The sequence below is a fragment of the Ruegeria sp. CH10 genome, assembly GCF_056537125.1.
In genome coordinates this window covers 238,875-263,742 of record NZ_JBQFQY010000001.1, presented here as the reverse complement: position 1 = coordinate 263,742, position 24,868 = coordinate 238,875, and the positions used below count along the sequence as shown (strand labels likewise).

General features: G+C 59.6%; 25 protein-coding genes. 14 read left to right on the top strand and 11 right to left on the bottom strand.

What is annotated here, in order from left to right; all coding sequences use genetic code 11:
• Window positions 1-63 precede the first annotated feature (63 nt).
• From ACRZ94_RS01345 to guaA, 3 genes are all read right to left on the bottom strand, one after another.
• The gene (locus tag ACRZ94_RS01345; protein WP_480650942.1) at window positions 64-1,206 is read right to left on the bottom strand and encodes an OmpP1/FadL family transporter; all 1,143 of its coding nucleotides are present in this window, start codon (window positions 1,204-1,206) and stop codon (window positions 64-66) included.
• Between the two features lie 124 nt (window positions 1,207-1,330).
• Window positions 1,331-2,233: a DMT family transporter gene (locus ACRZ94_RS01340; RefSeq protein ID WP_480796503.1), complete on the bottom strand. Its 903-nt coding sequence runs from the start codon at window positions 2,231-2,233 to the stop codon at window positions 1,331-1,333.
• 96 nt (window positions 2,234-2,329) lie between these two features.
• Window positions 2,330-3,889 (bottom strand): glutamine-hydrolyzing GMP synthase, encoded by a 1,560-nt coding sequence (gene guaA / locus ACRZ94_RS01335; RefSeq protein WP_480650946.1) that lies wholly within the window; start codon window positions 3,887-3,889, stop codon window positions 2,330-2,332.
• Between the two features lie 172 nt (window positions 3,890-4,061).
• Between guaA and ACRZ94_RS01330 the strand changes: the two genes are divergently transcribed.
• Window positions 4,062-5,606 (top strand): trimethylamine methyltransferase family protein, encoded by a 1,545-nt coding sequence (locus tag ACRZ94_RS01330; protein WP_480650948.1) that lies wholly within the window; start codon window positions 4,062-4,064, stop codon window positions 5,604-5,606.
• On the opposite strand, the gene ACRZ94_RS01325 is transcribed toward ACRZ94_RS01330, so the two are convergent.
• Window positions 5,607-5,906: a DUF6477 family protein gene (locus ACRZ94_RS01325; protein WP_480650950.1), complete on the bottom strand. Its 300-nt coding sequence runs from the start codon at window positions 5,904-5,906 to the stop codon at window positions 5,607-5,609.
• Window positions 5,907-6,147: 241 nt separating this feature from the next.
• On the opposite strand from ACRZ94_RS01325, the gene ACRZ94_RS01320 reads away from it, so the two are divergent.
• Both ACRZ94_RS01320 and ACRZ94_RS01315 read left to right on the top strand, forming a co-directional pair.
• The gene (locus ACRZ94_RS01320) at window positions 6,148-7,257 is read left to right on the top strand and encodes a DUF6456 domain-containing protein (protein ID WP_480650952.1); all 1,110 of its coding nucleotides are present in this window, start codon (window positions 6,148-6,150) and stop codon (window positions 7,255-7,257) included.
• Window positions 7,258-7,301: 44 nt separating this feature from the next.
• Window positions 7,302-8,225 (top strand): LysR substrate-binding domain-containing protein, encoded by a 924-nt coding sequence (locus ACRZ94_RS01315; RefSeq protein ID WP_480650954.1) that lies wholly within the window; start codon window positions 7,302-7,304, stop codon window positions 8,223-8,225.
• Between the two features lie 52 nt (window positions 8,226-8,277).
• Here ACRZ94_RS01315 and ACRZ94_RS01310 read toward each other — a convergent pair whose 3' ends face one another.
• Window positions 8,278-8,826 carry a redoxin family protein gene (locus tag ACRZ94_RS01310; RefSeq protein ID WP_480650956.1) on the bottom strand — a complete coding sequence of 183 codons (549 nt, stop codon included), beginning with the start codon at window positions 8,824-8,826 and terminating at the stop codon, window positions 8,278-8,280.
• Between the two features lie 263 nt (window positions 8,827-9,089).
• Between ACRZ94_RS01310 and lipA the strand changes: the two genes are divergently transcribed.
• Both lipA and ACRZ94_RS01300 read left to right on the top strand, forming a co-directional pair.
• Complete coding sequence (gene lipA, locus ACRZ94_RS01305) at window positions 9,090-10,040, top strand: lipoyl synthase (RefSeq protein ID WP_480796502.1); 951 nt, start codon at window positions 9,090-9,092, stop codon at window positions 10,038-10,040.
• Window positions 10,037-11,194, top strand: a complete 1,158-nt coding sequence (locus ACRZ94_RS01300; protein WP_480796501.1) for an amidohydrolase — start codon at window positions 10,037-10,039, stop codon at window positions 11,192-11,194. The genes lipA and ACRZ94_RS01300 overlap by 4 nt, the downstream gene beginning before the upstream one ends.
• Here the strand turns inward: ACRZ94_RS01300 and hpt are convergent.
• Window positions 11,181-11,723, bottom strand: coding sequence for a hypoxanthine phosphoribosyltransferase (gene hpt, locus ACRZ94_RS01295; protein ID WP_480650961.1), 543 nt, complete (start codon window positions 11,721-11,723; stop codon window positions 11,181-11,183). The two genes, ACRZ94_RS01300 and hpt, sit on opposite strands and share 14 nt — an antisense overlap.
• Window positions 11,724-11,795: 72 nt before the next feature.
• Here hpt and ACRZ94_RS01290 point away from each other — a divergent pair, with 72 nt between their 5' ends.
• Both ACRZ94_RS01290 and ACRZ94_RS01285 read left to right on the top strand, forming a co-directional pair.
• Window positions 11,796-12,242, top strand: a complete 447-nt coding sequence (locus ACRZ94_RS01290) for a type II toxin-antitoxin system RatA family toxin (protein WP_480651439.1) — start codon at window positions 11,796-11,798, stop codon at window positions 12,240-12,242.
• Between the two features lie 37 nt (window positions 12,243-12,279).
• Window positions 12,280-13,575: an MmgE/PrpD family protein gene (locus ACRZ94_RS01285; protein WP_480796500.1), complete on the top strand. Its 1,296-nt coding sequence runs from the start codon at window positions 12,280-12,282 to the stop codon at window positions 13,573-13,575.
• Here the strand turns inward: ACRZ94_RS01285 and pyrC are convergent.
• The gene (gene pyrC, locus ACRZ94_RS01280) at window positions 13,572-14,609 is read right to left on the bottom strand and encodes a dihydroorotase (RefSeq protein WP_480796499.1); all 1,038 of its coding nucleotides are present in this window, start codon (window positions 14,607-14,609) and stop codon (window positions 13,572-13,574) included. The genes ACRZ94_RS01285 and pyrC overlap by 4 nt on opposite strands.
• Before the next feature lie 135 nt (window positions 14,610-14,744).
• On the opposite strand from pyrC, the gene ACRZ94_RS01275 reads away from it, so the two are divergent.
• The gene (locus tag ACRZ94_RS01275; RefSeq protein WP_480650967.1) at window positions 14,745-15,653 is read left to right on the top strand and encodes an AAA family ATPase; all 909 of its coding nucleotides are present in this window, start codon (window positions 14,745-14,747) and stop codon (window positions 15,651-15,653) included.
• Window positions 15,654-15,711: 58 nt separating this feature from the next.
• The gene (locus tag ACRZ94_RS01270) at window positions 15,712-16,968 is read left to right on the top strand and encodes a vWA domain-containing protein (protein WP_480650970.1); all 1,257 of its coding nucleotides are present in this window, start codon (window positions 15,712-15,714) and stop codon (window positions 16,966-16,968) included.
• Here ACRZ94_RS01270 and ACRZ94_RS01265 read toward each other — a convergent pair whose 3' ends face one another.
• Entirely contained in the window at window positions 16,969-17,472 is a 504-nt protein-coding gene (locus ACRZ94_RS01265; protein ID WP_480796498.1) for a hypothetical protein, read from the bottom strand.
• Between the two features lie 216 nt (window positions 17,473-17,688).
• On the opposite strand from ACRZ94_RS01265, the gene ACRZ94_RS01260 reads away from it, so the two are divergent.
• The gene (locus tag ACRZ94_RS01260) at window positions 17,689-18,657 is read left to right on the top strand and encodes an XdhC family protein (RefSeq protein WP_480796497.1); all 969 of its coding nucleotides are present in this window, start codon (window positions 17,689-17,691) and stop codon (window positions 18,655-18,657) included.
• Entirely contained in the window at window positions 18,654-19,655 is a 1,002-nt protein-coding gene (locus ACRZ94_RS01255; protein WP_480796496.1) for a molybdopterin-binding protein, read from the top strand. Before ACRZ94_RS01260 ends, ACRZ94_RS01255 begins: the two co-directional genes overlap by 4 nt.
• A gap of 83 nt (window positions 19,656-19,738) precedes the next feature.
• Here ACRZ94_RS01255 and ACRZ94_RS01250 read toward each other — a convergent pair whose 3' ends face one another.
• Window positions 19,739-20,638 (bottom strand): MurR/RpiR family transcriptional regulator, encoded by a 900-nt coding sequence (locus tag ACRZ94_RS01250; protein ID WP_480796495.1) that lies wholly within the window; start codon window positions 20,636-20,638, stop codon window positions 19,739-19,741.
• A gap of 87 nt (window positions 20,639-20,725) precedes the next feature.
• Here ACRZ94_RS01250 and ACRZ94_RS01245 point away from each other — a divergent pair, with 87 nt between their 5' ends.
• The 3 genes from ACRZ94_RS01245 (at window position 20,726) to ACRZ94_RS01235 (ending at window position 23,251) form a co-directional block, all read left to right on the top strand.
• The gene (locus ACRZ94_RS01245; protein WP_480796494.1) at window positions 20,726-21,484 is read left to right on the top strand and encodes a beta-keto acid cleavage family enzyme; all 759 of its coding nucleotides are present in this window, start codon (window positions 20,726-20,728) and stop codon (window positions 21,482-21,484) included.
• Window positions 21,481-22,797 (top strand): aspartate aminotransferase family protein, encoded by a 1,317-nt coding sequence (locus ACRZ94_RS01240; RefSeq protein ID WP_480796493.1) that lies wholly within the window; start codon window positions 21,481-21,483, stop codon window positions 22,795-22,797. The genes ACRZ94_RS01245 and ACRZ94_RS01240 overlap by 4 nt, the downstream gene beginning before the upstream one ends.
• 64 nt (window positions 22,798-22,861) lie before the next feature.
• Window positions 22,862-23,251, top strand: coding sequence for a hypothetical protein (locus ACRZ94_RS01235; RefSeq protein WP_480650982.1), 390 nt, complete (start codon window positions 22,862-22,864; stop codon window positions 23,249-23,251).
• A 49-nt stretch (window positions 23,252-23,300) separates the two neighbouring features.
• Here the strand turns inward: ACRZ94_RS01235 and infC are convergent, their stop codons facing one another.
• The gene (infC, locus tag ACRZ94_RS01230; RefSeq protein ID WP_243470737.1) at window positions 23,301-23,762 is read right to left on the bottom strand and encodes a translation initiation factor IF-3; all 462 of its coding nucleotides are present in this window, start codon (window positions 23,760-23,762) and stop codon (window positions 23,301-23,303) included.
• 246 nt (window positions 23,763-24,008) lie between these two features.
• Window positions 24,009-24,860: a ferredoxin--NADP reductase gene (locus ACRZ94_RS01225; protein WP_480650984.1), complete on the bottom strand. Its 852-nt coding sequence runs from the start codon at window positions 24,858-24,860 to the stop codon at window positions 24,009-24,011.
• Window positions 24,861-24,868: the final 8 nt, after the last annotated feature.

Here is a 24,868-nt window from a genome sequence, read left to right as displayed (position 1 = left end):
GAATCCTGCGCAAAGAAAACCCCGCCGATGGGCGGGGTTTTACAGATGGTATGGGCGTTGGGATCAACCCAGCGAGTAGGTGATCTGCAAACCGACGCTCCAGGCGCTGTTGCCGCTGAATTCGCCACCGGTTGTGGTGGTGGCATCGCCAATATCGGTATAGCGAACGCCGCCCGAAATCTGCGCCTTGTCAATAGTGTACGTTCCGCCGAGACCGACGCTCCAGAAACCGTCCGTCGGGCCGAGGTTCGAAACTTCGGAACCGGTGCTTTTTTCGTAACCAAAAGAGACAGCGCCCGAGAATTCATCCGAGAACTGATAACCCATGCCCAACGTGTAGGTGAATGTGTCATCCTCGAAGTTCACCAGATCGGTGCCGCCGGTCAGAGCCGAGAAAGTCGCAGGCGCAACCGCAGCTTGCGGCCAGTCAACCCAACGGATCGAGCCGAAGACAAGGGTCTTGGGTGCAACACCGGTCTGGAAGTCCAGGTTCACCGATTGCGGCGTTTCGACCTGAGTTGTGCTTTCCTGCGTCACAGGAACCACGCCAGCTGGCGGGGCTCCGGGCGGGACGGGCAGATCAAATCTCTCGGTCGTGCCAAGGTCATGGGTGATCTTGGAGTTGTAGACCAGCGAAACACGTGCCGCGATTTCCGGACGTTCCCATGCCACGCCGACGAGATAGCCAAAATCGATCTCTTGGTCGAAATCAACTTCGTAGCCCGCGACGAACGGCACGGAGACGTTGGCCTCGACCCGCTGACCGCGAATACCGCCGATGGCGCTAAAGCCGTTGCCGACCTTGTAGCGCAACACAGCCGTAAGTGCGTCGATATCTGCATCGGCGCTTAGAACACCGGTGCGGCCGCCAACCGGGGCGAGGGGGTTGATCGACAGAGGGAAGTTAGCCGGATAGGCAATATCCGCGCCGAACGGCTCATCATAGATAAGGGCAAAGTCCAGCTTGTCGTTGAACGCGTGTTTATAGCCCAAGCCCGGCGAGAAAAAGCTCTCGGATACGTCGCCGGATTCGACGCCGTTCTGTTCACCGCTCACATCCGGGGTTGTGTACCCCAGCCGAAGCTGTACGGCCGATCCTTCTTCGAAGATCAGGTTGATGCCTTGGCCGCTGCGGTCAAGACCGCCTGCCACGGCCCCTGTCGCCCCAACACTGAGTGCGCACGCCTGCAATAGCGCTTTTTTCATTGAGTCCTCCCTAACGATGTCCTGTTGGTCAGATCAGTTTATTGAGTGATTGAGATCGACCTGACTGATGGTGCCCGATACTTTCTTAAGCAATAATGAACCGTCAACCGGTGACGGTACGTTATTATTGTTCTGTATCACGGGAACGTGTTGCCAAACTGTTACGGTTCTCGGCGCTAACATTCAGAAAGATACCTGAGAAGATCACGGCAGCGCCCAAAAGCGTCCAGTGGTCCAGCGGCTCGTGATACAGAATCATGCCTACAACGGCGATCGTTGGCAGGCGGGCAAAGTCGAACGGCACCACCACCGTTGCGGGTGCAATGGCCAGGGCGTTGGTGATACAGTAATGCGCCAGCAAACCAGCCAGACCTACGAGCAGCAGAAATGGCGTCGTTGCCGCCGTTGGCAATGTGATCTGGCCGTCGATCCCGGCGGCGATCAACCCCAGCACGGCCTGCATCACCGTCAGCCAGAACATGATGCAGCCGATGCTTGCGAAACGGGTCAATTTCTTGGTGGAGATCGTGGTCAGCGCGAAGAAAACAGCTGAAAGCGCAGCGGCCAGAACTCCGGCGTTCATCGGCACCGCGCCGGGGCGGGCCACGATCAATATCCCTGCAAAACCAATCAGCGCGGACATAACGCGCACTGTTGTCAGCCGCTCTCCCAACAGCAGCGGAGACAGCAGGATCACCCAGATCGGTTGCGTGAATTCCAGCGCAAAAACCTGTGCCAAAGGGATGATCGACACCGCATAGAACCACAGATTCTGACCGGTGAAGTGCACAATGTTTCGAATTCCGTGCAGGCCCAGCCTATGGGTCGTGACTTGCGCCCATTTGCCTGTCACCGTCAGAATCGCCGCCACGACACAGATACCGACGAGGCTGCGGAAAAACATGATTTCGAACGTGTCATGGGTCACGCTCAGTTCCCGGCCTGCGACAGCCATCGAGGAAAATGAGGCGATAGCACCCGTCATCCAAAGCGCGGCCTTGCCGATCTGAGGTTTGCTGCTGTCCATTTACCTGCCTGCGGGAATCGCGGTTTCTGACATGAAACCTATGGGTTTCTGGGCAGAGTTAAACAAAAAAGCCGGGACAGAGCCCGGCTTTGAAGGTTATTCCCACTCGATCGTTCCGGGGGGTTTTGAGGTGATGTCATATGTGCAGCGGTTGATGCCCTTGACCTCATTGATGATCCGCGTGGCAGTTTCGCCGAGGAATTCATGGGTGAAAGGGTAGTAATCGGCGGTCATGCCATCGACCGAGGTCACGGCCCGCAGCGCGCAGGCGTAATCATAGGTCCGCCCGTCACCCATCACACCGACGGTGCGCACAGGCAGGATGGCCACGAAGGCTTGCCAGATGTCATCATAAAGCCCGTGCTTGCGAATCTGGTCGATATAGACCGCGTCGGCCTCGCGCAGAATCTCAAGCTTTTCGCGGGTGATCTCACCGGGGCAGCGGATCGCCAGACCGGGGCCGGGGAAGGGGTGGCGTCCGATGAAACTCTGCGGCAGGCCCAGTTCGCGGCCCAAGGCGCGGACCTCGTCCTTGAACAGCTCACGCAGGGGTTCGACCAGTTTCAGGCCCATCTTTTCGGGCAGGCCACCCACATTGTGGTGCGACTTGATGGTGACCGACGGGCCGCCCGAGAACGAAACCGATTCGATCACGTCAGGATAGAGCGTGCCCTGCGCCAGAAACTCGGCCCCATCGATGGTGTCGGCGTGTTTCTGGAACACGTCGATGAATAGCTTGCCGATGATCTTGCGCTTGGTCTCGGGGTCGGATTGGCCCTCCAACTCACCCAGGAACAGCGCGCTTTCATCCGCGTGGATCAGTTGGATGTTGTAGTTGTCGCGGAACATGCCGACAACTTCTTCGGCCTCGTTCTTGCGCAGCAGCCCGTGGTCGACGAACACACAGGTCAGCTGATCACCGATTGCCTCATGGATCAGAATTGCCGCGACCGAGCTGTCGACACCGCCGGACAGGCCGCAGATGACCTTTTTGTCGCCCACCTGTTCGCGGATTTTCTCAATCATCTGTTCGCGATAGGCGCCCATGGTCCAGTCGCCGCTGAACCCGGCCAGCTTTACGAAATTCTCATACAGTTTCGCGCCTTTGGGGGTGTGGTGCACCTCGGGGTGGAATTGTACCGCATAGAAATGTCGACCGGGGTCGCCCGTGATGGCAAAGGGCGCGTTCGGAGAGGTCCCGAACACCTCAAACCCCGGGGCGATTTCGCTGACATGGTCGCCGTGGCTCATCCAGACCTGCTCGTCCCCCTCGGCAAACCAGCCGTCCAGAATATCCAGCTGACCCTTGGGCGTGACAAAGGCGCGTCCGAACTCGGCGGTGCCGTGGCCGCTTTCGACCTTGCCGCCCAATTGGTGCATCATCACTTGCTGGCCGTAGCAAATGCCCAGAATCGGCGCGCCGTAGTCGAAAATCTCTTGCGGCGCGCGGGGCGATCCCTCACGCGTCACGCTGTCCGGCCCGCCCGAGAAGATCACGGCCTTGGGCGCCATCTGGCGCACAAAGTCCATCGTGACATTCTGATAGGGGTGGATTTCGCAATAGACGTTCAGCTCGCGCAGGCGGCGGGCGATCAGCTGCGTTACCTGGCTGCCGAAGTCGATGATCAGAAGGCGGTCATGGGTGTCTTGGGTCATGGGTGGCTATTATGGCGCAAGCCGTGCATGTGCAAGAGTTATGACGCGAGGGCCTGACGTTGAGAGGCGGGCGAATGTCGCTTTTTCTCCGATAGCGCCGTTATCCAGATGCTGGCGCGCTTTTGTGTCCTGTAACACGGCTGGTGAACCTAGAAACAGACGGGAGATCTCAATGTCTGAGGCAAACGCCCGGCGTCGGTCAAGGGGTGGCGGTGGCGCTGCTCGCCGCGCTGAACGCACCGCAGTGCGTATCGAGACAGCAAAGTATATCGAGCGGAACATTCCGAACTTTGAAGTTCTGAATGAAGAAGCGTTGCAGATCATCGAAGCGAATGCGGAAACGATTCTGGCCGAGGTCGGTGTCAACTTCGTCGACAATCCGGCAGCTCTGGAACGCTGGAAAAACGCCGGTGCCGATGTGGATAGCGAGCGGGTGCGCATCCCGCGTGGTCTGGCGCGCGAGCTGATCAAAACGGCCCCCAGCGAATTCACCCAGCACGCCCGTAATCCGGAAAAGTCGGTTGTGATCGGCGGTCGAAACATGGTTCTGGCCCCCGTCTACGGCCCGCCTTTCGTGCGCGATGCGCAAGGTGGCCGCCGCTATGCGACCATGGACGATTTCAACAAGTTCGTGAAACTGGCCTATATGTCCAAATGGCTGCACCACTCGGGCGGGACGGTTTGTGAACCCACGGATATCCCGGTGAACAAGCGTCACCTGGATATGCTGATGGCGCATATGACCCTGTCGGACAAACCGTTCATGGGCTCGGTCACCGATCCCAGCCGCGCGCAGGATTCGGTTGAAATGTGCGAGATTCTGTTCGGCAAAGAGTTCGTGCAGGAAAACACTGTCATGACTTCGCTGACCAACATCAACTCGCCGATGACCTTCGACGATGTGATGATGGGCGCGCTGGAAGTGTATGCGGCCAACAATCAGGCCTGCATCATTTCGCCCTTTATCGTCGGCGGTGCGATGGCTCCGGTTTCGGTTGCGGGTACGCTGACACAGGTTCTGGCCGAAGTTCTGGCCGGTGTCGCATACAGCCAAATCGTTCGTCCGGGAGCGCCCGCGATTTTTGGTGCGTTTGTGTCGTCGATCGACATGAACTCGGGCGCGCCGACCTTTGGTACGCCCGAAGCGTCGATGGTCACCTACGGCGCGGGTCAGCTGGCGCGGCGTCTGAACCTGCCGTTCCGCTCGGCCGGGTCGTTCTGCGGCTCGAAACTGCCGGATGCACAGGCAGCGTACGAGACTGCGAACTCGCTGAACATGGGTCTTATGTCAGGCGTGAACTTCATGTTGCACTCGTGCGGCTGGCTGGAAGGCGGTCTGGTGGCTGACTTTGAAAAGTTCGTCATGGATGCCGACCAGTTGGGCGTCCTGCACGGTCTGGCCAAAGGCGTGGCTTATGACGAGAACGCGCAAGCGATGGACGCGATCCGCGAGGTTGGGCCCGGTGGCCACTATCTGGGATGTGCCCACACACAGGCGAACTTTAAAGAAGCCTTCTGGAAGAGCGAGATGCTCGACTACAAACCCTTTGAAACATGGGTTGATGAAGGTGAGCGTGACACACGGCAGCTGGCCTCGGCCCGGGTCGAGCATCTGCTGGCCAACTACCAGCAACCGCAGCTCGATCCCGGCATCCACGCGGCTCTGACCGAATATGTCGAGAAGAAAAAGGCCTCCATGCCGGATGCCTTTACCTGATCAATGAATCTGCGGGGCGCGGCTGGCCTGATACAGCTGCGCCTCACCCAGCAACGCGATTAACAGGTCCAGGTGACGGACCAGGGAATAGGCGGCGTCTTCGGCCAGTCGCTGCGCGTTAACCTCTCGCTCCATCTCCAATAACCGAACCAGGGCCGCACCGGTTCCGGGCAACGCGCCATATCCCAAAATGCGTTGCAGATGGCGTTCCCGATCATAATCCTGAACTCCGTGTTTTGCGGTCCGGGCCAGCAGGCGGGGACGGCGGAGTGTGGTAATCATGGTCATGAGATCCTGCATTTTCTTGGTTTCCTTGATCGAATGGAAGTTGCCCTTTTGTGGCACAACCTACGCGGGTGTTGCCTTGATCAAGATCGCCCCGAACTCTGACTTCATGAGTGTTTATGATTTTGAACCAAATCTGGTTCTTACCTCTGCGGGTTAACGAACGAGTAACGAAAGCAACTCTAGTTAGAATTGGTTAACGAACTCATCAGGGGCGTTTGAGAACAGAGTGTTGTGGCGACAAGGGCAAGGAACTATGGAAAATAACATGGCTTTCACCATTCCGGCTTGGGTACCTGAAGGGGCGCAGAGGTATCTGGCCCATACCGAAACCGGGCGGTCGATCCGCGACATTGCGCGATCTGCCGGATGCCATGCGTCCACCATACTCAGACAGATCAGACGTATCGAAACACGGCGGGATGACCCGTTGGTGGACGCTGCGCTGCAGTCTCTGGCAGAAACGCATTTTGCGGATACGGATCGCTTTTCGGATTTTGCGTCATCGCGTTTCACGGATGAGGACGCGGCGGCAAAGGATGATGTGTTCAACAGCGAGGCGCTGCGAATTCTGCGCCGTCTGTGTGAAACCGGGTCCGTTCTCGCAGTGGCCGAGGAAATGGACAAAGCTGTTGTCGTTCGAGACAGCGGCGACAGCGCAGCGACCCGGACGGCGGTTGTGGATTGTGCCATCGCGCAGGCGCTGGCGTTGAATGACTGGATATCCTGCGACAAGCCAGGCCGAATTTCCCGGTATCGTATATCAGCCTCTGGTCGGACAGCCCTCAGCCGGTTGATTGCCGAAGCCGAAAACAAGGCACGCGAACGCAATGAGTTCGGCATGGCCGAGGCGCAGGCCCCGTTTCAATCCCAGATGAGGTCGGGGCAGGGCGACAGCCCAAAAACCGACCGGCCACGGCGCATTCGATACAGCGCCGCCGAAAGCCCGCTGATCGCACTGGCGCGTCGGCGTGACCGGGACGGCAAGCCGTTTCTGGATGAAACGCTCGTGGCCGCAGGTGAGCGTTTGCGCGAGGATTTCGAACTGGCGCAAATCGGGCCTCAGGTGGCGCAGAACTGGGATCACTTCCTGACCGCTGGGGGGCGCGGCAGCTTTAAGACCGAGTCCTTCGGCGGGCAGGGCGCGTCGGACGCGAGGGATCGTGTCGAGAGCGCCTTGTCCGACCTTGGCCCTGGTCTCAGCGATGTGGCTTTGCGTTGCTGCTGTTATCTCGAAGGCCTGGAATTGGCGGAAAAGCGGATGGGATGGTCGGCCCGTTCGGGTAAGATCGTCCTGCGGATCGCATTGCAGCGGCTGAAACGGCACTACGAAGCCCAGTCCGAGCGCAATCGCATGATCGGTTGATATGTTTATCTTGCGTATGTGGAGGTAAGTGATAGTCAGGGGTTATGAATTTCACCCTTAGACAATTGCAGTATTTCGCCGCCGTCGCCGAACAGCGGAACTTTGGCCGGGCTGCGCAGAAATGCCATGTTTCGCAGCCTGCCTTGTCCGTGCAGATCAAGGCGCTGGAAGACAGTTTGGGCGGGCCTTTGTTCGAACGTCAGGCGCGGGATATTCTGCTGACCCCTCTGGGGCGCGACGTTCTGGGATTTGCCCGCGAAATCCTGGGGGCATCTGACAGGTTGGATCAATTCGCCCGGGATCGGTCGGGTGGTCACAGGTCGCTGTCGATTGGAATCATTCCGACAATCGCACCCTATTTGCTGCCGGGCGTCCTGGCCGGGCTCAGGACATCTGACGTCTCGCTGCGGGTCCAGATACGCGAGGCACGGACCGAGCGACTATTGGACATGCTGCGCGTGGGTGAGATTGACGCCGGTGTCATGGCCTTGCCGTCCGGGGGGCGCGAGTTGTTTGAGCTGCCCTTGTTTCAGGATCGGTTTCTATTGGCTGGCAGCTCTGCGCGCTTGAGAGGAATGGCTTCAAATCCCCAGGCGCTTCACCCGCTGGATCTGAAGACGACGCAGTTGATGCTGTTGGATGACGGGCACTGCCTGACCGATCAGGCGCTGGAAGTGTGCGGCCAGGATCGCAGCAGCGGTTTGATCAATATGGGGGCGTCGTCGCTGGCGACGCTGTCGCGATTGGTGGCCGAAGGGTTTGGCGTCACGTTGATGCCTGAACTGGCGGCACGCGCGGAATCCGACGCCGTGCAGGGGCTTGAGTTGATGCGATTCAGCGCGCCGCAACCCGCCCGAACAGTTGGTCTGGTACGCCGCGCCTCCACCAGCCCGGACAATTGGTTCGATGAATTGGCCGAAGTGATCCGCCGGGTTGGCGAAGAGATCGTCTCAGCCACGCGCGCCTGACACGAAAAAGGCCCGCGCATGGCGGGCCTTTGAATGGGAATGACGATATCTGTTAGGCCAGAGCGGGCTCTTTCGCCTCGTCCAGATGTTTCTTCAGGTTTTCCGGCGACGACACGCCATAAGGATCCTCGGGGCAGTTATCCATCAGGCCGGGTTCTTCGAACCACGCTTCGACTACGCCGTCGGTGATGATCGCCGCATAGCGCCACGACCGCATGCCGAATCCCAGATTGTCCTTGTCGACAAGCATGCCCATCTTACGAGTGAACTCACCCGACCCATCGGGGATGACCTTAACGTTCTGCAGACCCTGATCCTGTGCCCATTTGTTCATCACAAAGCTGTCGTTGACCGACATGCAGTAGATGTCATCAATGCCCTTGTCCTTGAATTCAGCATAGCCGTTTTCAAATCCGGGCAGCTGATAGGTTGAGCACGTGGGCGTGAACGCACCGGGCAGCGAAAACAGGATCACGCGCTTGCCAGCAAAGTAGTCTGCGGTGGTTTTGTCTTCCCAGCGGAACGGGTTGGGGCCGTCGATGGCCTCATCGCGCACACGGGTGTGGAAGGTGACATCAGGCAGTTTAGTCCCGGACTTCATATTCAAATTCCTGTGATTCATACGTGAACTCTCGCGGCTTTAAAACAGTTCTAAATTGGCTTCAATGCGAATAATTCGGTGATCTGAAAAACTTCTGAATGCCACTTAAGACTATGGTTTTCTTTGGGTTCAGGGCGAAATATTCCATGTTTTTCTGCACTTGCATACTGCGCTGTTATGGCAGCTATGCATGGGTGGCGTAGCTTGGACCTGCAGTTTATATTATGTGGAAGCAAAGTGACCCAAAGTCAGGAAAGCCGACCGTGCGTGATCTGAAGATCCCAGAACAAAGACATCCCGAAAAAGCGCATCGTCAGGACAATGCGCAACCAAAAAAGCCGAAATGGATTCGCGTCAAGGCTCCGGGCGGGAAAGGGTATGCCGATACCCACAAGATCATGCGCGAGAACAATCTGGTGACTGTCTGCGAAGAGGCCGGGTGCCCCAACGTGGGCGAATGCTGGAGCCAGGGCCACGCCACCATGATGATCATGGGCGAGATTTGTACCCGCGGTTGTACCTTCTGCAACATCGCCACAGGCCGACCGGATGATCTGGACGCGTTTGAGCCGGGCCGGGTTGCCCACGCAGTGCAGAAGCTGGGGCTGAACCATGTGGTCATTACTTCGGTAGACCGCGATGACCTGAAAGATGGCGGGGCCGAGCATTTCGCCCAGACCATTCGGGCGGTCCGTCACCGGTCACCCAAAACAACGATCGAAATTCTGACGCCTGACTTTTTGAAATGTGATCCTTCGGTTCTGGAAGTTGTGGTCGAAGCGAAGCCGGACGTGTTTAACCACAACCTTGAAACTGTTCCGGGCCTTTATCCCGAAGTGCGTCCTGGTGCGCGCTATTTCCACTCTCTGCGTCTGTTGCAACGGGTTAAAGAGATGGACCCGTCGATCTTCACCAAATCGGGTATCATGGTCGGCCTTGGCGAAGATGAACAGCAGGTGCGTCAGGTCATGGACGACATGCGCGCGGCTGATATCGATTTCCTGACCATCGGTCAGTATTTGCAACCCACTCCAAAGCACCACGGTGTCCATCGTTTCGTAACGCCTGAAGAATTCGCGTCCTACGAAAAGGCGGCCTTTGGCAAAGGGTTCCTGATGGTATCGGCGACGCCGTTGACCCGGTCGTCTTATCACGCGGGCGATGACTTTGCCCGCCTGCGCGACGCGCGCCAGAAAAAGCTGGAGCAGGGGTGACACCCGACACGATTGCGCGGCTGACCCGGCTGCGTCACGACTTGCACAGATATCCCGAGATTTCGGGGCAAGAGGTCGAAACGGCCGCACGGATCGCAGATGAGCTGCGCGCGCGTGGCGCGGATCAGGTGCTGACCGGGATCGGAGGGCACGGCGTTGCCGCTGTGTTCGACAGCGGGCAGGCGGGGCCTATCGTTGGTATCCGGTGTGAGCTTGACGGGCTGCCGATTCAGGAAATGTCCGACGCGGCTTATGCCTCGCGCGTACCGGGCAAGGGGCACTTGTGCGGCCATGACGGTCATATGGTGATGGTGTTGGGCGTGGCTGAACATTTGGCGCAGTCCCATCCGGATACGGGCCGCGTGGTGTTGATCTTTCAACCCGCCGAGGAAACGGGCCAGGGCGCAATCGCGTTTCAGAATGATCCTCAATTCTCGGATATTGCGCCAGATTATGTGTTTTCTTTGCACAATCTGCCAGGGCTGGCGCGGGGCGAGGTCTCTTTGTGCAAGGACGCGACCAACTGCGCGTCGCGCGGGATGAAAATTGCTCTGACCGGCAAGACATCCCATGCTGCCGCGCCGCAGGATGGGATTTCTCCGGCTGGCGCGCTGGCTGTTTTGATGCCTCAATTGGCGGGTTTGGGGCAGGGCGGTACTTTGGATGCCGAATTCGCCCTGACCACCGTCACACATGCCAATCTGGGCGAGCCAACGTTCGGCGTGACTCCGGGCCGGGCTGAGCTGTGGGTGACCCTGCGCACAGTGGCCGACGCGCGTATGCAGCGCCTGATGCAAGAGGCCGAGGCCCTGGTCGCTCAGGCCGCATCGGCCCATGGGTTGGGGGTTGAGATCAGCTATGAGGATGTGTTCGAAGCCTGCACAAACGACCCCGAAGCCGTTGAAGTCTTGCGGCAATCCTGTGATCAGGCGGGCATCAAATATACGCTGACGCCCAACCCGCAGAAATTCTCAGAGGATTTCGGGCAGTTCGGCAAAGGGGCCAAATCGGCGATGTTCTGGCTGGGGTCCGGCGCAGGTCATCCGCAGTTGCACAACCCCGACTATGACTTTCCCGATGCCTTGATCCCGGTCGGAACCGGGATTTTCCTTGCGGCGATCCAGCAGGTTCTGGGGCCGTTTACCCCTCGGTAAAGCGCACCTTGCCGATGAAGGGCAGGTTGCGGTTGCGCTGTGCAAAGTCGATCCCGTAACCCACGACAAATTCATCCGGAATCTCGAACCCGATCCAGTCAGAGCGGAAATCAACCTCGCGCCGGCTGGGTTTGTCCAGCAGGGCGATGGATTTCAGCCGTGCGGGTTTGCGGCTGCGCAACAGCTTGGTGACGTGGTTCAGCGTGTGGCCGGTGTCGACGATATCTTCGACCACCAGCACGTCACGCCCTTCAATCGCGCCGCGCAAGTCTTTGAGAATACGCACCTCTCGGCTACTTTCCATCGCATCTCCGTAAGATGACGCCTCAAGGAAATCGACCTCGATCGGCAGGTCAAGCTCGCGCACCAGGTCGGCGATAAAGACGAAGCTGCCGCGCAGCAGGCCGACCACAACCAGCTTGTCGGTATTGCCAAACTCGCGCGTGATCTCGCGGCACAGCTCCTCGATCCGCGCGGCGATGGCCTTGGCCGAGATCATCTCATCTATCACATATGCGCGGTCCGTCATTGCATCCCCCTTGATCTTTGGCGCGCAACATACGACATGACGCGCTATTGTCACCTGCAAATACCGGACGCCATGCCCACTCATTCGGAAACCCGCCACCTGCCGTATACAGCGCAGCAGATGTACGACCTGATCGCGGATGTGGCCAAATACCCCGAGTTTCTGCCTTGGTGTGCCGCCGCCCGTATCCGCCGGACCTACGCCGCCGGTGAGGCGCAGGTGATGGAGGCGGATCTGGTGATCTCGTTCAAGGTTTTCCGCGAACGGTTCGGCAGCCGCGTGACCCTGTTCCCCGATCAGATGAAGATCGACACCGAATATCTGGACGGTCCGTTCAAATACATGAAATCCGACTGGCAATTTGAGGACGCGCCCGAGGGTGGCTGCAACGTCTCGTTCCACGTGGATTTCGAATTCAAGAACGCCATCCTGCAAGGCATCATCGGCGTCGTCTTCAACGAGGCGATGCACCGGATCGTTCAGGCGTTCGAGACACGCGCCGCGGATTTGTACAGCTAAGGCTTTACCCGCAAACGGCGCACGCTAGACTGCGCGCATGAGCGATTTTTCTTCTTCCTTGGCCGCATTTGCGGCTGGCCCTGTTGAAACGACCAAGCAGGCGCGGATCGTCACCTCTCTGTCCGTTCTGGACTGGATCGCGGTTGGGCGCGCGGGCGTGGATGAGCCGGTGTCGCATGCGGTGCGCGATCTGGTATTGGGTGAGGCAGGGGCCGCACAAGCCCACCTGTTTGGCGGGGGTGCCGCCCCTTTGCGCGGGGCAGCGTTGGTCAATGGCACGGTATCTCACGCGCTGGATTATGACGACACGCATTTTGCCCATATCGGCCACCCCTCGGTCGCCATTCTGCCCGCTGCCCTTGCGCTGAGCGAATTGGATGATCGCATTCTTGTCGATTTCCTTGAGGCTTCCTTGGTTGGGATGGAGGTTTCGATCCGTGTGGGCCTGTGGCTGGGGCGCGATCACTATCAGGCGGGGTTTCACCAGACAGCCACCGCTGGCGCCTTTGGGGCCGCCGTCGCAGCGGGGCGTGTTCTGCGCTTTGACGCTGCAAAGATGCGCAAGGTTCTGGGCCTGACGGCGACACGCGCCGCCGGGCTCAAGGCGCAGTTCGGCACGATGGGCAAACCCTACAACGCGGGGCTTGCAGCCTCGGCCGGGGTCGAGGCCGCCTTGCTGATCGCCAAAGGGTTTGAGCCCAATATGGACGCGCTGGAAGGGCCCTATGGGTTTGGCGCGACACATCAGGGCGAAGGGGACGCCCAGACCGCCTTGGCGGGGTTGGGCGAGGAATGGCTGTTCGAAACTGTCAGCCACAAGTTTCATGCCTGCTGCCACGGCCTGCATGCCGCGCTTGAGGCCGCACGTGAATTGGACATTGCCGAACCCGAAGTGGCCGAGATCAAAATCAAAACCCATCCCCGCTGGATGAGCGTCTGCAATCAGACCTCTCCGACCACCGGACTGGGGGCCAAATTCTCATATCGGACCGTGATTGCGATGCAGGCGCTGGGGTACGATACGGCGCTGCCCACCAGCTATTCCGATAAAACCTGCGCCGACCCGCGTGTGCAATCCCTGCGGGATCGGATTGTGGTTGAAGCGGATGAGAGCCTGTCGGAAACGCAGGCCCATCTGTCCCTGCTGCGCCGTGACGGTGCGCGGCCCGAGGCGACGCATGATCTGCTGGCTCCGATGCCGTTGTCAGACCGAGAGGATCGCGTGCGCGGCAAAGCATCCAAACTGATCGGGGGCGATGCAGCGGACGCGATCTGGTCGATGCTGCGCACCGGAGGCCGCGCCCGCGATCTGTCAAAAATGGTGGTGGGTTAGGCCACGCGCCAGTGCAACGGGAACCCGGGGTCGAACACGGTGACAGGGCCGTCACCGGTTTCGATCTTGTCGGGATAATCCACCACATCCCCTTTGATCAGGGTGATCGTCTCTTCATTCACCGGCAGGCGATAGAATTGCGGACCGTGCACCGATGCAAAGCCTTCCAGCTTGTCCAGCGCATCCTCACCTTCGAACATTTCCGCCAAAAGTGACATCGTATTCGTGGCCGTGAAACAGCCCGCACAGCCGCAGGGCAACAGCTTGTTTTCATCCGTATGCGGCGCGCTGTCCGTGCCAAGGAAGTACCGCGCATCGCCCGAGGTCGCAGCGGCCAGCAGGGCCAGGCGGTGCTCCTCGCGCTTGGCGACGGGCAGGCAGTAGTAATGCGGCTTGATGCCGCCTGCCAGAATGTGGTTGCGGGTGATGATCAGATGGTGCGTCGTGATGGTCGCCCCCAGATCGCTGTCATTTGCCTTGACGTAATCGACGCCGTTCTTGGTGGTGATATGTTCCATCACCACGCGCAGGCCGGGTGTCGCCTTGCGGATCGGGTCCAGAACGCGGTCGATAAAAACGGCCTCGCGGTCAAAGATGTCGATATCGGCATCCGTGACCTCACCGTGCACGCACATGGGCAGGCCGATCTCGGCCATCTTCTCCAGCACCGGGCGCACCTTGTCGAAATCCCGCACACCCGAGGCCGAGTTGGTCGTCGCCCCCGCCGGATATAGCTTGACCGCCTTGACCAGACCGCTGGCATGGGCGGCTGCCACATCCTCGGGATCGGTGTCCTCGGTCAGGTACAGGGTCATCAGCGGCTCGAACGTCATGCCGTCGGGCAGGGCGGCCATGATCCGGTCGCGATAGGCGGCGGCCTGATCGCCGCGCACGACTGGCGGTACAAGGTTCGGCATGATGATCGCACGGGCAAAATGGCGCGCGGTTTCGGGCAGGACGGCCTGCAACATCGCGCCATCGCGCAGATGCAGATGCCAGTCGTCGGGGCGGCGGATCGTGATGCTATCGGTCATGCGCCCCCGCTAGCACAGAGGCCGCGCCCGGAAAAGACCTTGTCAACACGTCGGAACGTCGTAGGTCACATTGGGCGCGTGGCCTTGACGCAAAGGCTCGGCCATGACCTTTTGAGGCCAAGGAGAGATTTGCCCATGACCCAGCCCACATCCATCGACGCCGTTCAAACCATGCTGGGCGCGCAAGGCTATGTCTGCGGGCGGGCGCTGGCCACGGTGGTGTTCCTGTCGCTGAAACTGGGCCGTCCCCTGTTTCTGGAAGGTGAGGCTGGCGTCGGCAAGACCGAGATCGCCAAGGCGTTGGCCGCAGGCCTGAACCGCCGACTGATCCGGCTGCAGTGTTATGAAGGGCTGGATGCGTCCTCGGCCGTCTATGAATGGAACTTCCCGGCGCAAATGGTGGCCATCCGCACCGCCGAAGCCTCAGGCGGTGCCGAACGCGGCGCGCTGCAAACCGAGCTTTTTTCGGACGACTACCTGATCGAACGCCCGCTGCTGCAGGCGATGCGCCCGGACGCCCACGGCGCGCCCGTTCTGCTGATTGATGAGCTTGACCGCACCGACGAACCGTTTGAAGCTTTCCTGCTCGAAGCGCTCAGCGATTTCCAGGTCACGATCCCCGAACTTGGCACCGTCAAAGCACCCGAGCCGCCCATCGTCATCGTCACCTCAAACCGCACGCGCGAGGTGCATGACGCCCTTAAGCGCCGCTGCCTCTACCACTGGGTCGACTACCCCGATTTTGACCGTGAGATCGAAATCCTGAACGCCCGCGCGCCCGAAGCGGCGCAGGCGCTCAGCCGCGAAGTGGTGGCCTTTGTCCAACACCTGCGCACCGAAGACCTGTTCAAGAAACCCGGCGTTGCCGAAACTATCGACTGGGCCAAATGCCTGCTGGCACTGGACGTGATCAACCTCAGCCCCGAAGTGATCGGCGACACGCTTGGCGCAATCCTGAAATACCAGGACGACATCCAGAAACTGCAAGGATCCGAGGCCAAACGCATTCTGGACGAAGCCAAAGCCACCTTAGAACCGGCCTGATGCTTCTTCTTGTTGGAAATACGGCGGGGGTATGGGGGCAGCGCCCCCATGACAGGTAATGGCAGAACAACTCCCACTCGATATCCCCGACAACCCGAAACTGGCACAAAACATCACTCATTTCGCCCGCGCATTGCGCAAGGCGGGCTTGCCAATCGGAACGGGCCGTGTCGTCGATGCGATCCGCGCTGTACAGGCCGCCGGGTTCTCGGAAAAGCGGGATTTCTACTGGACGCTGCACGCCTGTTTCGTGAACCGGCCCGAACATCGGACGGTCTTTGCGCAGGTCTTCCGCATGTATTGGCGCGATCCGCGTTACATGGAACATATGATGGCCATGATGCTGCCTGCCATCCGCGGCGTGCAGGAGGATCGCAAAGCCGAGGCCGGGGAAAAACGCGCAGCCGAGGCTCTGTTGGATGGTGTGCAGCACGACCCGCCGGACATAACAGAATCAGAGGAAGATACCGAGCTTGAGATTGATGCTTCGCAAACTGCATCGACCGAGGAACGCCTGCGCAGCCTTGATTTCGAACAGATGAGCACGGCCGAGATCGCCCTGGCAAAACGCATGCTGGCGCGGATGACTCTGCCGGTGAAACCCATTGAATCGCGGCGGGGTCAGCCCAGCCATCTTGGGCAGCGCATAGACCGGGCCAGAACCCTGCGCGCCGCCATGCGGCAGGGCGGAGAGCTGCACGAAATTGCCCGGCAAAAGCCCAGACACCGCTGGCCAAATCTGGTGGTGCTGTGTGACATCTCAGGTTCGATGAGCCAATACAGCCGGATCATCCTGCATTTCCTGCACACGGTCTCCAACGCCAAGGGCGCAGGATGGGCCAAAGTCCATGCCTTTACCTTCGGCACGCGCCTGACCAATATCACCCGCCACCTGCAACAGCGCGATGTGGATGCCGCACTGGCCGCAGCCGGGGCCGAGGCGCAGGATTGGGAGGGCGGCACACGGATCGGGGAATGCCTGCATGCGTTCAACCGGGATTGGTCGCGGCGTGTCATGGGACAGGGGGCGGTGGTCCTGCTGATCTCGGACGGGCTGGATCGTGGAGAGCCCGAAGCGCTTGGAAAAGAGATGGAGCGGCTGCACCTCTCTGCCCGTCGCCTGATCTGGCTGAACCCGCTGCTGCGCTGGGATGGGTTCGCGCCCAAGGCACAAGGCGTCGCGGCCATGCTGCCGCATGTGGACAGCTTCCGCGCGGGTCACTCAATCGCGTCGCTGGAGGACCTGGCCAATGTCATCTCAAAACCAGATGACGTGGGAGAGAAAGCGCGGCTGATGACCGCGCTTTCGGGCTGATCAGCCGTCCAGTTGTTCCTGATTGCACTTCCGCGCCATTTCCATGGCCTTGAAGGTGCCGGTCAGGTCGACGGTGAAGGCGAATTCCTTTTCAGGAAACACAACCATGACTTTTTGTTTTGCAATGTCTTCGGCAAACTGCGGATCATCGGACAGGACATAGCCGCCGGAATACCCTTTGGTGATGTTACCCTTCATGCCGGTGGCTTCGCCTACATAGATATTGTCGCCCAGCAGAATCGCCACGCCTTCGGTCTCGCCACGTTTGATGTCGGTCTCGGCTTTGGTGAAGACGCCGACATAGCCCACTCCGCGGTCTTCAGTCAGGCCCATCTGCACAACGTTTTCCGAGTCGTCCACAGCCTCGATCAGGCAGGATTTCTTGTCCTGATCAATAAAGACCTTCCATCCTTCAACTTCGCCATATCGCAGGAAAGTGTCGGCGCTGACGGCGGTCGACGCCAGCAGTCCAAGGCCCACTCCCAATGTAAAAATGCGTTTCAACTCTTTGTCTCCTTTGTGAAAATGAAACATGCGCATTTGCGAATGTTGCAACTGCGCGTGTAGGCTAGAATCGGGTCGGATGACAATCAATGCCGGACGCAAATACCGGAATTCCGGGCCAAATTGCGCCGATCTGCCAGCCGGTGCGGGATTATGACTTCCTTTTATTCCGGTCAAACCTGCCTATGTTGATCGAAAGGACTTCGGGAGGGGTCAATGGATAGATTCGACTGCAGCCCAGAAACCGCGTTGCGCTGGTTTGATGCGGGCAAGCCAACGGCCTTGGCCACGGTGGTACAGACCTGGGGCAGCGCTCCGCGCCGTGTGGGGGCACAGCTTGTGATCGGCGGCGATGGCCGGATCGAAGGGTCGGTCTCGGGCGGGTGTGTCGAAGGCGCTGTCGTGGTCGAGGCGCTTGAGGCGATCGACGAAGGCGACGCACGCCTGCTGGAGTTCGGCGTGAGTGATGAGGACGCCTTTGCCGTTGGTCTGGCCTGTGGCGGCACCATCCGCGTTCTGGTGGAACCTGTGGGCAAAGTGCTGCCCGAACCCATGCTGCGCGAACTGGTCGAGGCCCGCGCCCGACGCGAACCCATAGCCTATGAGGTCAATACCGAAACCGGCCACCGCGCGCTGCGGCGCAATGCCTACCCCGAGCGGCTGCGCATGGACAAGTCCGGGTTCGAGGAAGACGGGCAGACCTTTGTCGCCGTCCACAACCCGCCGCTACGGTTGATCATCGTTGGTGCGGTACACATCGCGCAGGCGCTGGTGCCCATGGCGCGGATCGCGGGCTATGATCCGGCGATCATTGATCCGCGCGATGCGTTCGCCTCGGATGCGCGCTTTCCCGGCGAAAAGATTCTGACGGACTGGCCAGACGAGGCCGTCGCAAAACTGGGCATGGATTCGCGCACGGCGGTGGTTCTGCTGACCCATGACCCCAAACTGGACGATCCGGCGCTTGAGGCCGCATTGCAGGCAGGGGTGTTCTATATCGGTGCGCTCGGGTCGACCCGCACCCATGCCAAGCGAGTGGCGCGGATGAAAGAGGCCGGGTTTACCGACGATCAGATCGCGCGCATCCATGGACCCATCGGGTTGAATATCGGCGCGACGGGCCCCTCTGAAATTGCGGTGGCCATTCTGGCGCAAATGACCGCCGTTCTGAGGGGTAAGGCGTGAAATTTGGCGAAGTTGCTGTTGATGAGGCCATAGGCGCGATCCTGGCGCATTCCGTGCAGGCCGGCGACACCAAGCTGCGCAAAGGTCTGACGCTGACGCCCGATCATATCAAGGCGCTTACAGCAGCCGGGCACAGCGCAGTGACAGTTGCGCGTCTGGGCCCCGACGATTGTCACGAGGATGAGGCCGCCGGGCTGTTGGCCGCCGCTCTGGTCCCCGATGCCCAAGAGGCCGCGTTGCGTGTGACACAGGCTTTCACCGGGCGGGTGAACCTGTTGGCGGACAGGCCGGGTATCGCAGTTCTGGACGTCGCAGCGCTTGAGGCGTTCAATCAGGTCAATCCCATGATCACTGTGGCAACGGTGCCGCAATACCAACAGATGACCGCCGGAGGCATGGTCGCAACCATCAAGGTAATTTCCTATGCCGTGCCGAGGGCCGATGTGGAAAAGGTCGCCCAGCTGGCACATGGTGCGATCCGTCTGCGCCCCCCGATTTATCGGACCGCGGGTCTGGTCGTGACGGACATCCCCGGCGGGCCTCCGAACGAAAAGGGCATCGCAGCCATTCGGGGTCGGGTCGAAGCGTTGGGGATGGAACTGACAGATGTGTGTGTCGTACCGCACCAGACCGATGCGCTGTCCCGGGCCGTCCGTGAAATGGGGGGCGAGTTGCGGATGATCCTGACCGGCTCGGCCACCTCGGATGTGTCGGATGTCGCACCCGAAGCCGTGCGGCAGGCTGGGGGTCAGGTGGATCGCTTTGGGATGCCGGTTGATCCGGGCAACCTGCTGTTTCTGGGCTCATTGGATCAAAGGCCGGTCATCGGGTTACCGGGCTGCGCGCGCTCGCCCGCGCTGAACGGGGCCGATTGGGTCCTGTCGCGCGTGGCCTGCGGGATCGAGACGACCGGGGCGGATATTGCCGCCATGGGCGTTGGCGGGCTTTTGAAAGAAATTCCGACCCGCCCTCAACCAAGGGCATCGCGCAAGCGATAATCCGCGGGCACGGGTTTCATCCCTCCGTCGAAGCCTGTTCGCAAACGCTCCTACCCTGCATTCGCAGAGACCGGGTGCTTTTGTTACGTCCGGCGCAGCCTTGGGGGTTTCGAGGGCTGCCAATAAGCGCCTGTATCCTCGCGGGCCTTTTGGTAGGCGTCAGTTCTTTGCCGGGCGGTGTCGCCTCCGGCGTCGAACAGATGGCCCAGCAGGCATTCCAGAACGGCCATCGCGCCGGTATAGCAGGCAAACGGATGCAGGGCGCGGGTGCTGACGGTGAAGGCGACATCGGGTTCGACACCGGGTGCGATCACGTCGCTGTCGGAGATCAGGATCAGCCGCAGCCCGCGCTGTTTGGCAAAGCGCATCGACTGGATCGTGTCGGCGGAATAAGGATGGACGGTGATGGCGACGAGACAATCCTGCGCGTCCGCATCCAATAGATCATCCGTTGCTGATCCGACATGGCGCGGAATCAGTTGCATGCCGGGAAAGGCCATGCGGCCTGTGTAGGAAAAGTAATAGGCCAAGGCATAGCTTGCGCGCGTTGCTGTCACAAAACACCGGCGCGAGGATGTGATGTGCTGGACCGCTGCGCGCACCTGCTCGGGCTTCATCAGGCGCAGGGATCGCGTGACCACGTTTTGTTCGTTCTGTGCAAGTCTGGCCTGTGTCTGGTGAAAAGCATCTTCGCCTTGCAGGGAAGTCATCCAATCCTGGCCCAGTTCAGCTTCGCGGTCAGTGACCAGCGCGGTGCGGAATGGCGCGCGGAAGGTTTCGAAACTGTCGAAACCCAGACGTTGCGCCAAGCGCACCAGCACGTTTGAGCTGACACCTATGCGGGCAGCGGTCGTTCGGATCGGGTTCAGGCCGAAATCCCCGGGATGATCGATGACGTATTTCGCGGCGGCCTGCAGGGCCGGAGGCATCTGAGCGATGCCTTGCCGCAATCGATCCGTGATTTGGTTTGGTGTGGTCTTCATCTGCACAGAAAAACAAATGTTTTGAAGAAGGCAACTTAAAAACACTGCACAGCTGGTTAAATAGCGGGCGAGACAAGAGGTACGCGAATGGCTGACATGAATCGCCCCTATGTTCTGGTGGCTCCGAATGGTGCACGTCGAGGTGTGTCAGATCACCCGGCATTGCCGGTCTCCGTGGACCAGATCGTGGCCACCGCACTTGCCTGTTTTGACGCAGGTGTAGACGGGCTGCATTTGCATGTGCGGGACAATGCCGGTCAGCATTCATTGGATGCTGGGCGATACCGAGAGGCTCTTGCGGCGCTTGGGGAAACTGTACCGGGGATGGATGTGCAGATTACCACGGAATCGGCGGGTATGTTCGATGTACCGGCCCAGCTTGGGTGCCTTGAAAGGGTGCGGCCCGAATGGGCGTCGGTTTCCGTTCGTGAAATAGCGCGGGTGCCCGAACTGGCCCCTAAGGTCTACGGTCTTTGCGCCGAACAGGGGACGCGGGTTCAGCACATCCTTTATAATGCGGACGACGCGGCCTTGCTGAAACAATGGCAGGATTCGGGAATTGTATGCGCGGGGCAGGTTGAGCGGATTCTGGTGCTGGGCCGGTATGCGTCCGGTCAGCAATCCGCGCCGCAGGATTTGGACCAGTTTCCGCAAGATACTGCGCCTTGGATGATCTGTGCCTTTGGCGCGCAGGAACATGCCTGTTTGCTTCATGCTGCTGCACGCGGCGGCGATGTGCGGGTCGGGTTTGAAAACAGCCTGACGGATGAAGCTGGGACCCTTTGGAAAGACAATGCCGCGTCTGTCGCCGCGTTGGTTGCAAAATTGCAAGGAGCAGTCAAATGAGTCACGTATTTCCACGCCACACCAAATCCGATCTGCCTGTCGCGGCGGGCGGGGACGGCTGTTACCTGATCGATGCGCAGGGGCGGCGTTATCTGGATTGTGGTGATGCGGCTGTCTCGTGTCTGGGTCATTCCAACCCGTCCGTCATACGCGCGGTGCAAGAGCAGGTGGAAAAGATTGCCTTTGCGCATTCCGGGTTCATGACCTCGGAACCGGCCGAGGCGCTGGCGGATCTGTTGGTGAAACACGCGCCGGGGGATCTGGACCGGGTGTATTTCGTCTCGGGTGGGTCCGAGGCGACCGAGGCTGCGATCAAACTGGCGCGGCAGTATTTTCTTGAGGTCGGTCAGCCGGACCGCCGCCACGTGATTGCCCGGCGGCAGAGCTATCATGGGAACACGCTGGGCGCTTTGTCGGCTGGTGGCAACGCGTGGCGGCGGGCGCAGTTTGCGCCGATGCTGATCGACATGACCCATATCGCGCCCTGTTATGAATATGCCGAGAAGCCTGATGGCGAAAGCACCCATGACTACGGTCAACGCGTCGCCAATGAGCTTGAGGCCGAGATTCTACGCCTTGGTCCGGATACCGTGATGGCCTTTATCGCCGAGCCCGTAGTGGGGGCGACCCTTGGCGCGGTGCCTGCGGTTGAAGGGTACTACAAACGTATTCGTGAAATCTGCGACCAATATGGCGTATTGCTGATTCTTGATGAGGTGATGTGCGGCATGGGGCGGACAGGGCATCTGTTTGCCTGCGACCATGACAGGGTCGCGCCGGATATTTTGTGCATTGCCAAAGGGTTGGGGGCAGGGTATCAGCCAATCGGCGCGATGATGTGCACCAGTGAAATCTACGATGCGATCCGCGACGGGTCGGGGTTCTTTCAGCACGGCCACACCTATATCGGCCATCCGGTTGCCACAGCCGCTGCATTGGCCGTGGTGGGGGAACTCACTGAACGTGCTCTGCCGGACCGGGCCCGCGTCATGGGGGACAAGGTGCAAACGGCGCTTGAAGCCACCTTTGGCCAACATCCCAATGTCGGTGATTTGCGCGGGCGCGGGTTGTTTCGAGGGATCGAGTTGGTGGCTGATCGCGGGACTAAGGCTCCGTTCGATCCGGCGCTTGGAGTTGCGGGAAAGATCAAAAAAGCCGCCTTGGCCGAAGGTCTGATTTGCTACCCGATGTCCGGTACGCGCGATGGGAGGCAGGGGGATCACATCCTGCTGGCACCACCTTTCATCATCGACGACACGCAGGTTGACGAAATGGTCGGCAAACTGGACACGGCGATCCGTTCCGTGATCTGAGAAACTTGCGGACAGGCTTTGTGTTTGCGATCAATACGGTACACCAAGAAAAGGGGCCGACCGCATGATCACGGATATCTGGACGAGTTTTAGGGCCCTCCCGCTGTGGGTGCAGGTTTGGGTCGCCGTGATCCTGGTGCCTGTCAACCTTGCGCCTGTCGCGTTTCTGGGCCAGCCGAACGCGGATATCATCGCACTGTTCTCGATCGGGGGGATGGCGCTGAACCTGCCGATCATGATCGCCGCGCGGGGGATGAGCAAAGCCATGGCCATACCGCATTTGCTGTTGTGGGGACCGATGATTGCCATCGTGGGGATCACGCTGACCGGCGCGCCCATTTTGCCGCAAAGCTATGTCACCTTTTTGATCATCCTGCTGATCGTCGACCTGATTTCGTTGGGCTTCGACTTCAACGACGCCCTCCAATGGCGGAAAGAACGGCGGGCAAAATAAAAGCCCCCTCGGGCAGAGGAGGCTTAAAGCTGTTCAACTTTTGCCGATCTTACTTCTGCGGCAGAGGTCCGATCATCATGATCATCTGACGGCCTTCCATCTTGGGCATGTTTTCAATCTTGCCCAGTTCTTTGATGTCCTCGGCCACGCGTTCCAGCAGCTCGCGCCCAAGGTTCTGGTGGGCCATCTCGCGGCCACGGAAGCGCAGAGTCACTTTTACCTTGTCGCCATTCTCAAGAAACTTGAACACGTTGCGCATCTTGACGTCATAGTCGTGCGTGTCGGTGTTGGGCCGGAACTTGACCTCTTTCACCTCGATGATCTTTTGTTTCTTGCGGGCTTCGCTTTCGCGTTTCTGCTGTTCGTACTTGAACTTGCCGAAATCCATGATTTTGCAGACTGGCGGGTTCGCGTTGGGCGAAATCTCAACCAGATCGAGACCGACATCGGCGGCCATCTGCATGGCTTTGGCGGGATGAACCACCCCGACGTTTTCACCTTCGGCGCCGATCAGGCGAATTTCGGGGGCACGGATCTTTTCATTGACGCGCGGGCCAGTGTCTCTCTGCGGCGGCGCGTTGTGAGGTCTGCGGGCTATGGGTTCATTCCTTTGATGATTGCAGAATTTCGAGCCCGAAATTTAGACCGCCCTGCGTGTTGATTCAAGCGTGATCAACGCCGAAACCGCTGAAATCCGCAGGTTTTGCAGCAGGTTTATGCCCGGGCCGCAGTCAGTACCACGACCCGGGCGTGTAGATCAGCCGACAAAGGCCTTTTCGATGACGAATTCCTTGGGCTCGGAATTTGCACCTTCGCGCAGGCCGAACTCTTCCAGGATCGCTTTGATGTCCAGGTTGAAGGCCAAGGAGCCACAGACCATCGCGCGGTCGGTTTCCGGCTTGATACCGCCTTCGATGCCCAGATCGGCAAAGACTGTTCCGTCTTTCAGCAGGTTGGTGATACGGCCCATCTTGGGGCTCTCTTCCCGCGTGGTGGTCGGGTAATAGCGGATCTTGTCGGCAAAACCTTCACCGATCAGCTCGGCCAGCAACTCATCCTGTCGGATGTCTTCGATCAACTGGCGACCGAATTCCAGCTCGGCCACTTCGCGGCAGGTATGGGTGATGATGACCTCATCGTAATCCTCATAGGTCTGCGGTTCGCGCAGCAACGAGGCAAAGGGCGCAAAGCCGGTGCCGGTGGCAAAGAACCACAGGCGTTTGCCCGGCAGCAGGGCATCATGCACCAATGTGCCAACGGGTTTGGGCCGCAGGATGATCTGATCACCGGGGTTGATGTGCTGCAGCTTGGATGTCAGCGGACCGTCCTGTACCTTGATCGAGTAGAATTCCAGCTCTTCGTCCCAGGACGGCGAGGCGATGGAATAAGCGCGCAACAGCGGCTTTTGCTTGCCGGTCTTGGGATCGGGATCGCCCATCAGGCCGATCATCACAAACTCACCCGAGCGGAACCGCAGCGTCGCGGGGCGCGTCACCTTGAAGGAAAATAGGCTGTCGGTCCAGTGCTTGACCTCGGTCACGGTCTGGGCGTCCGGCAGTACGGGGGCCTTTACGGCGGTTGCTTCGGTCACGGGCTTCATCTCTGTCATCGTTGTCA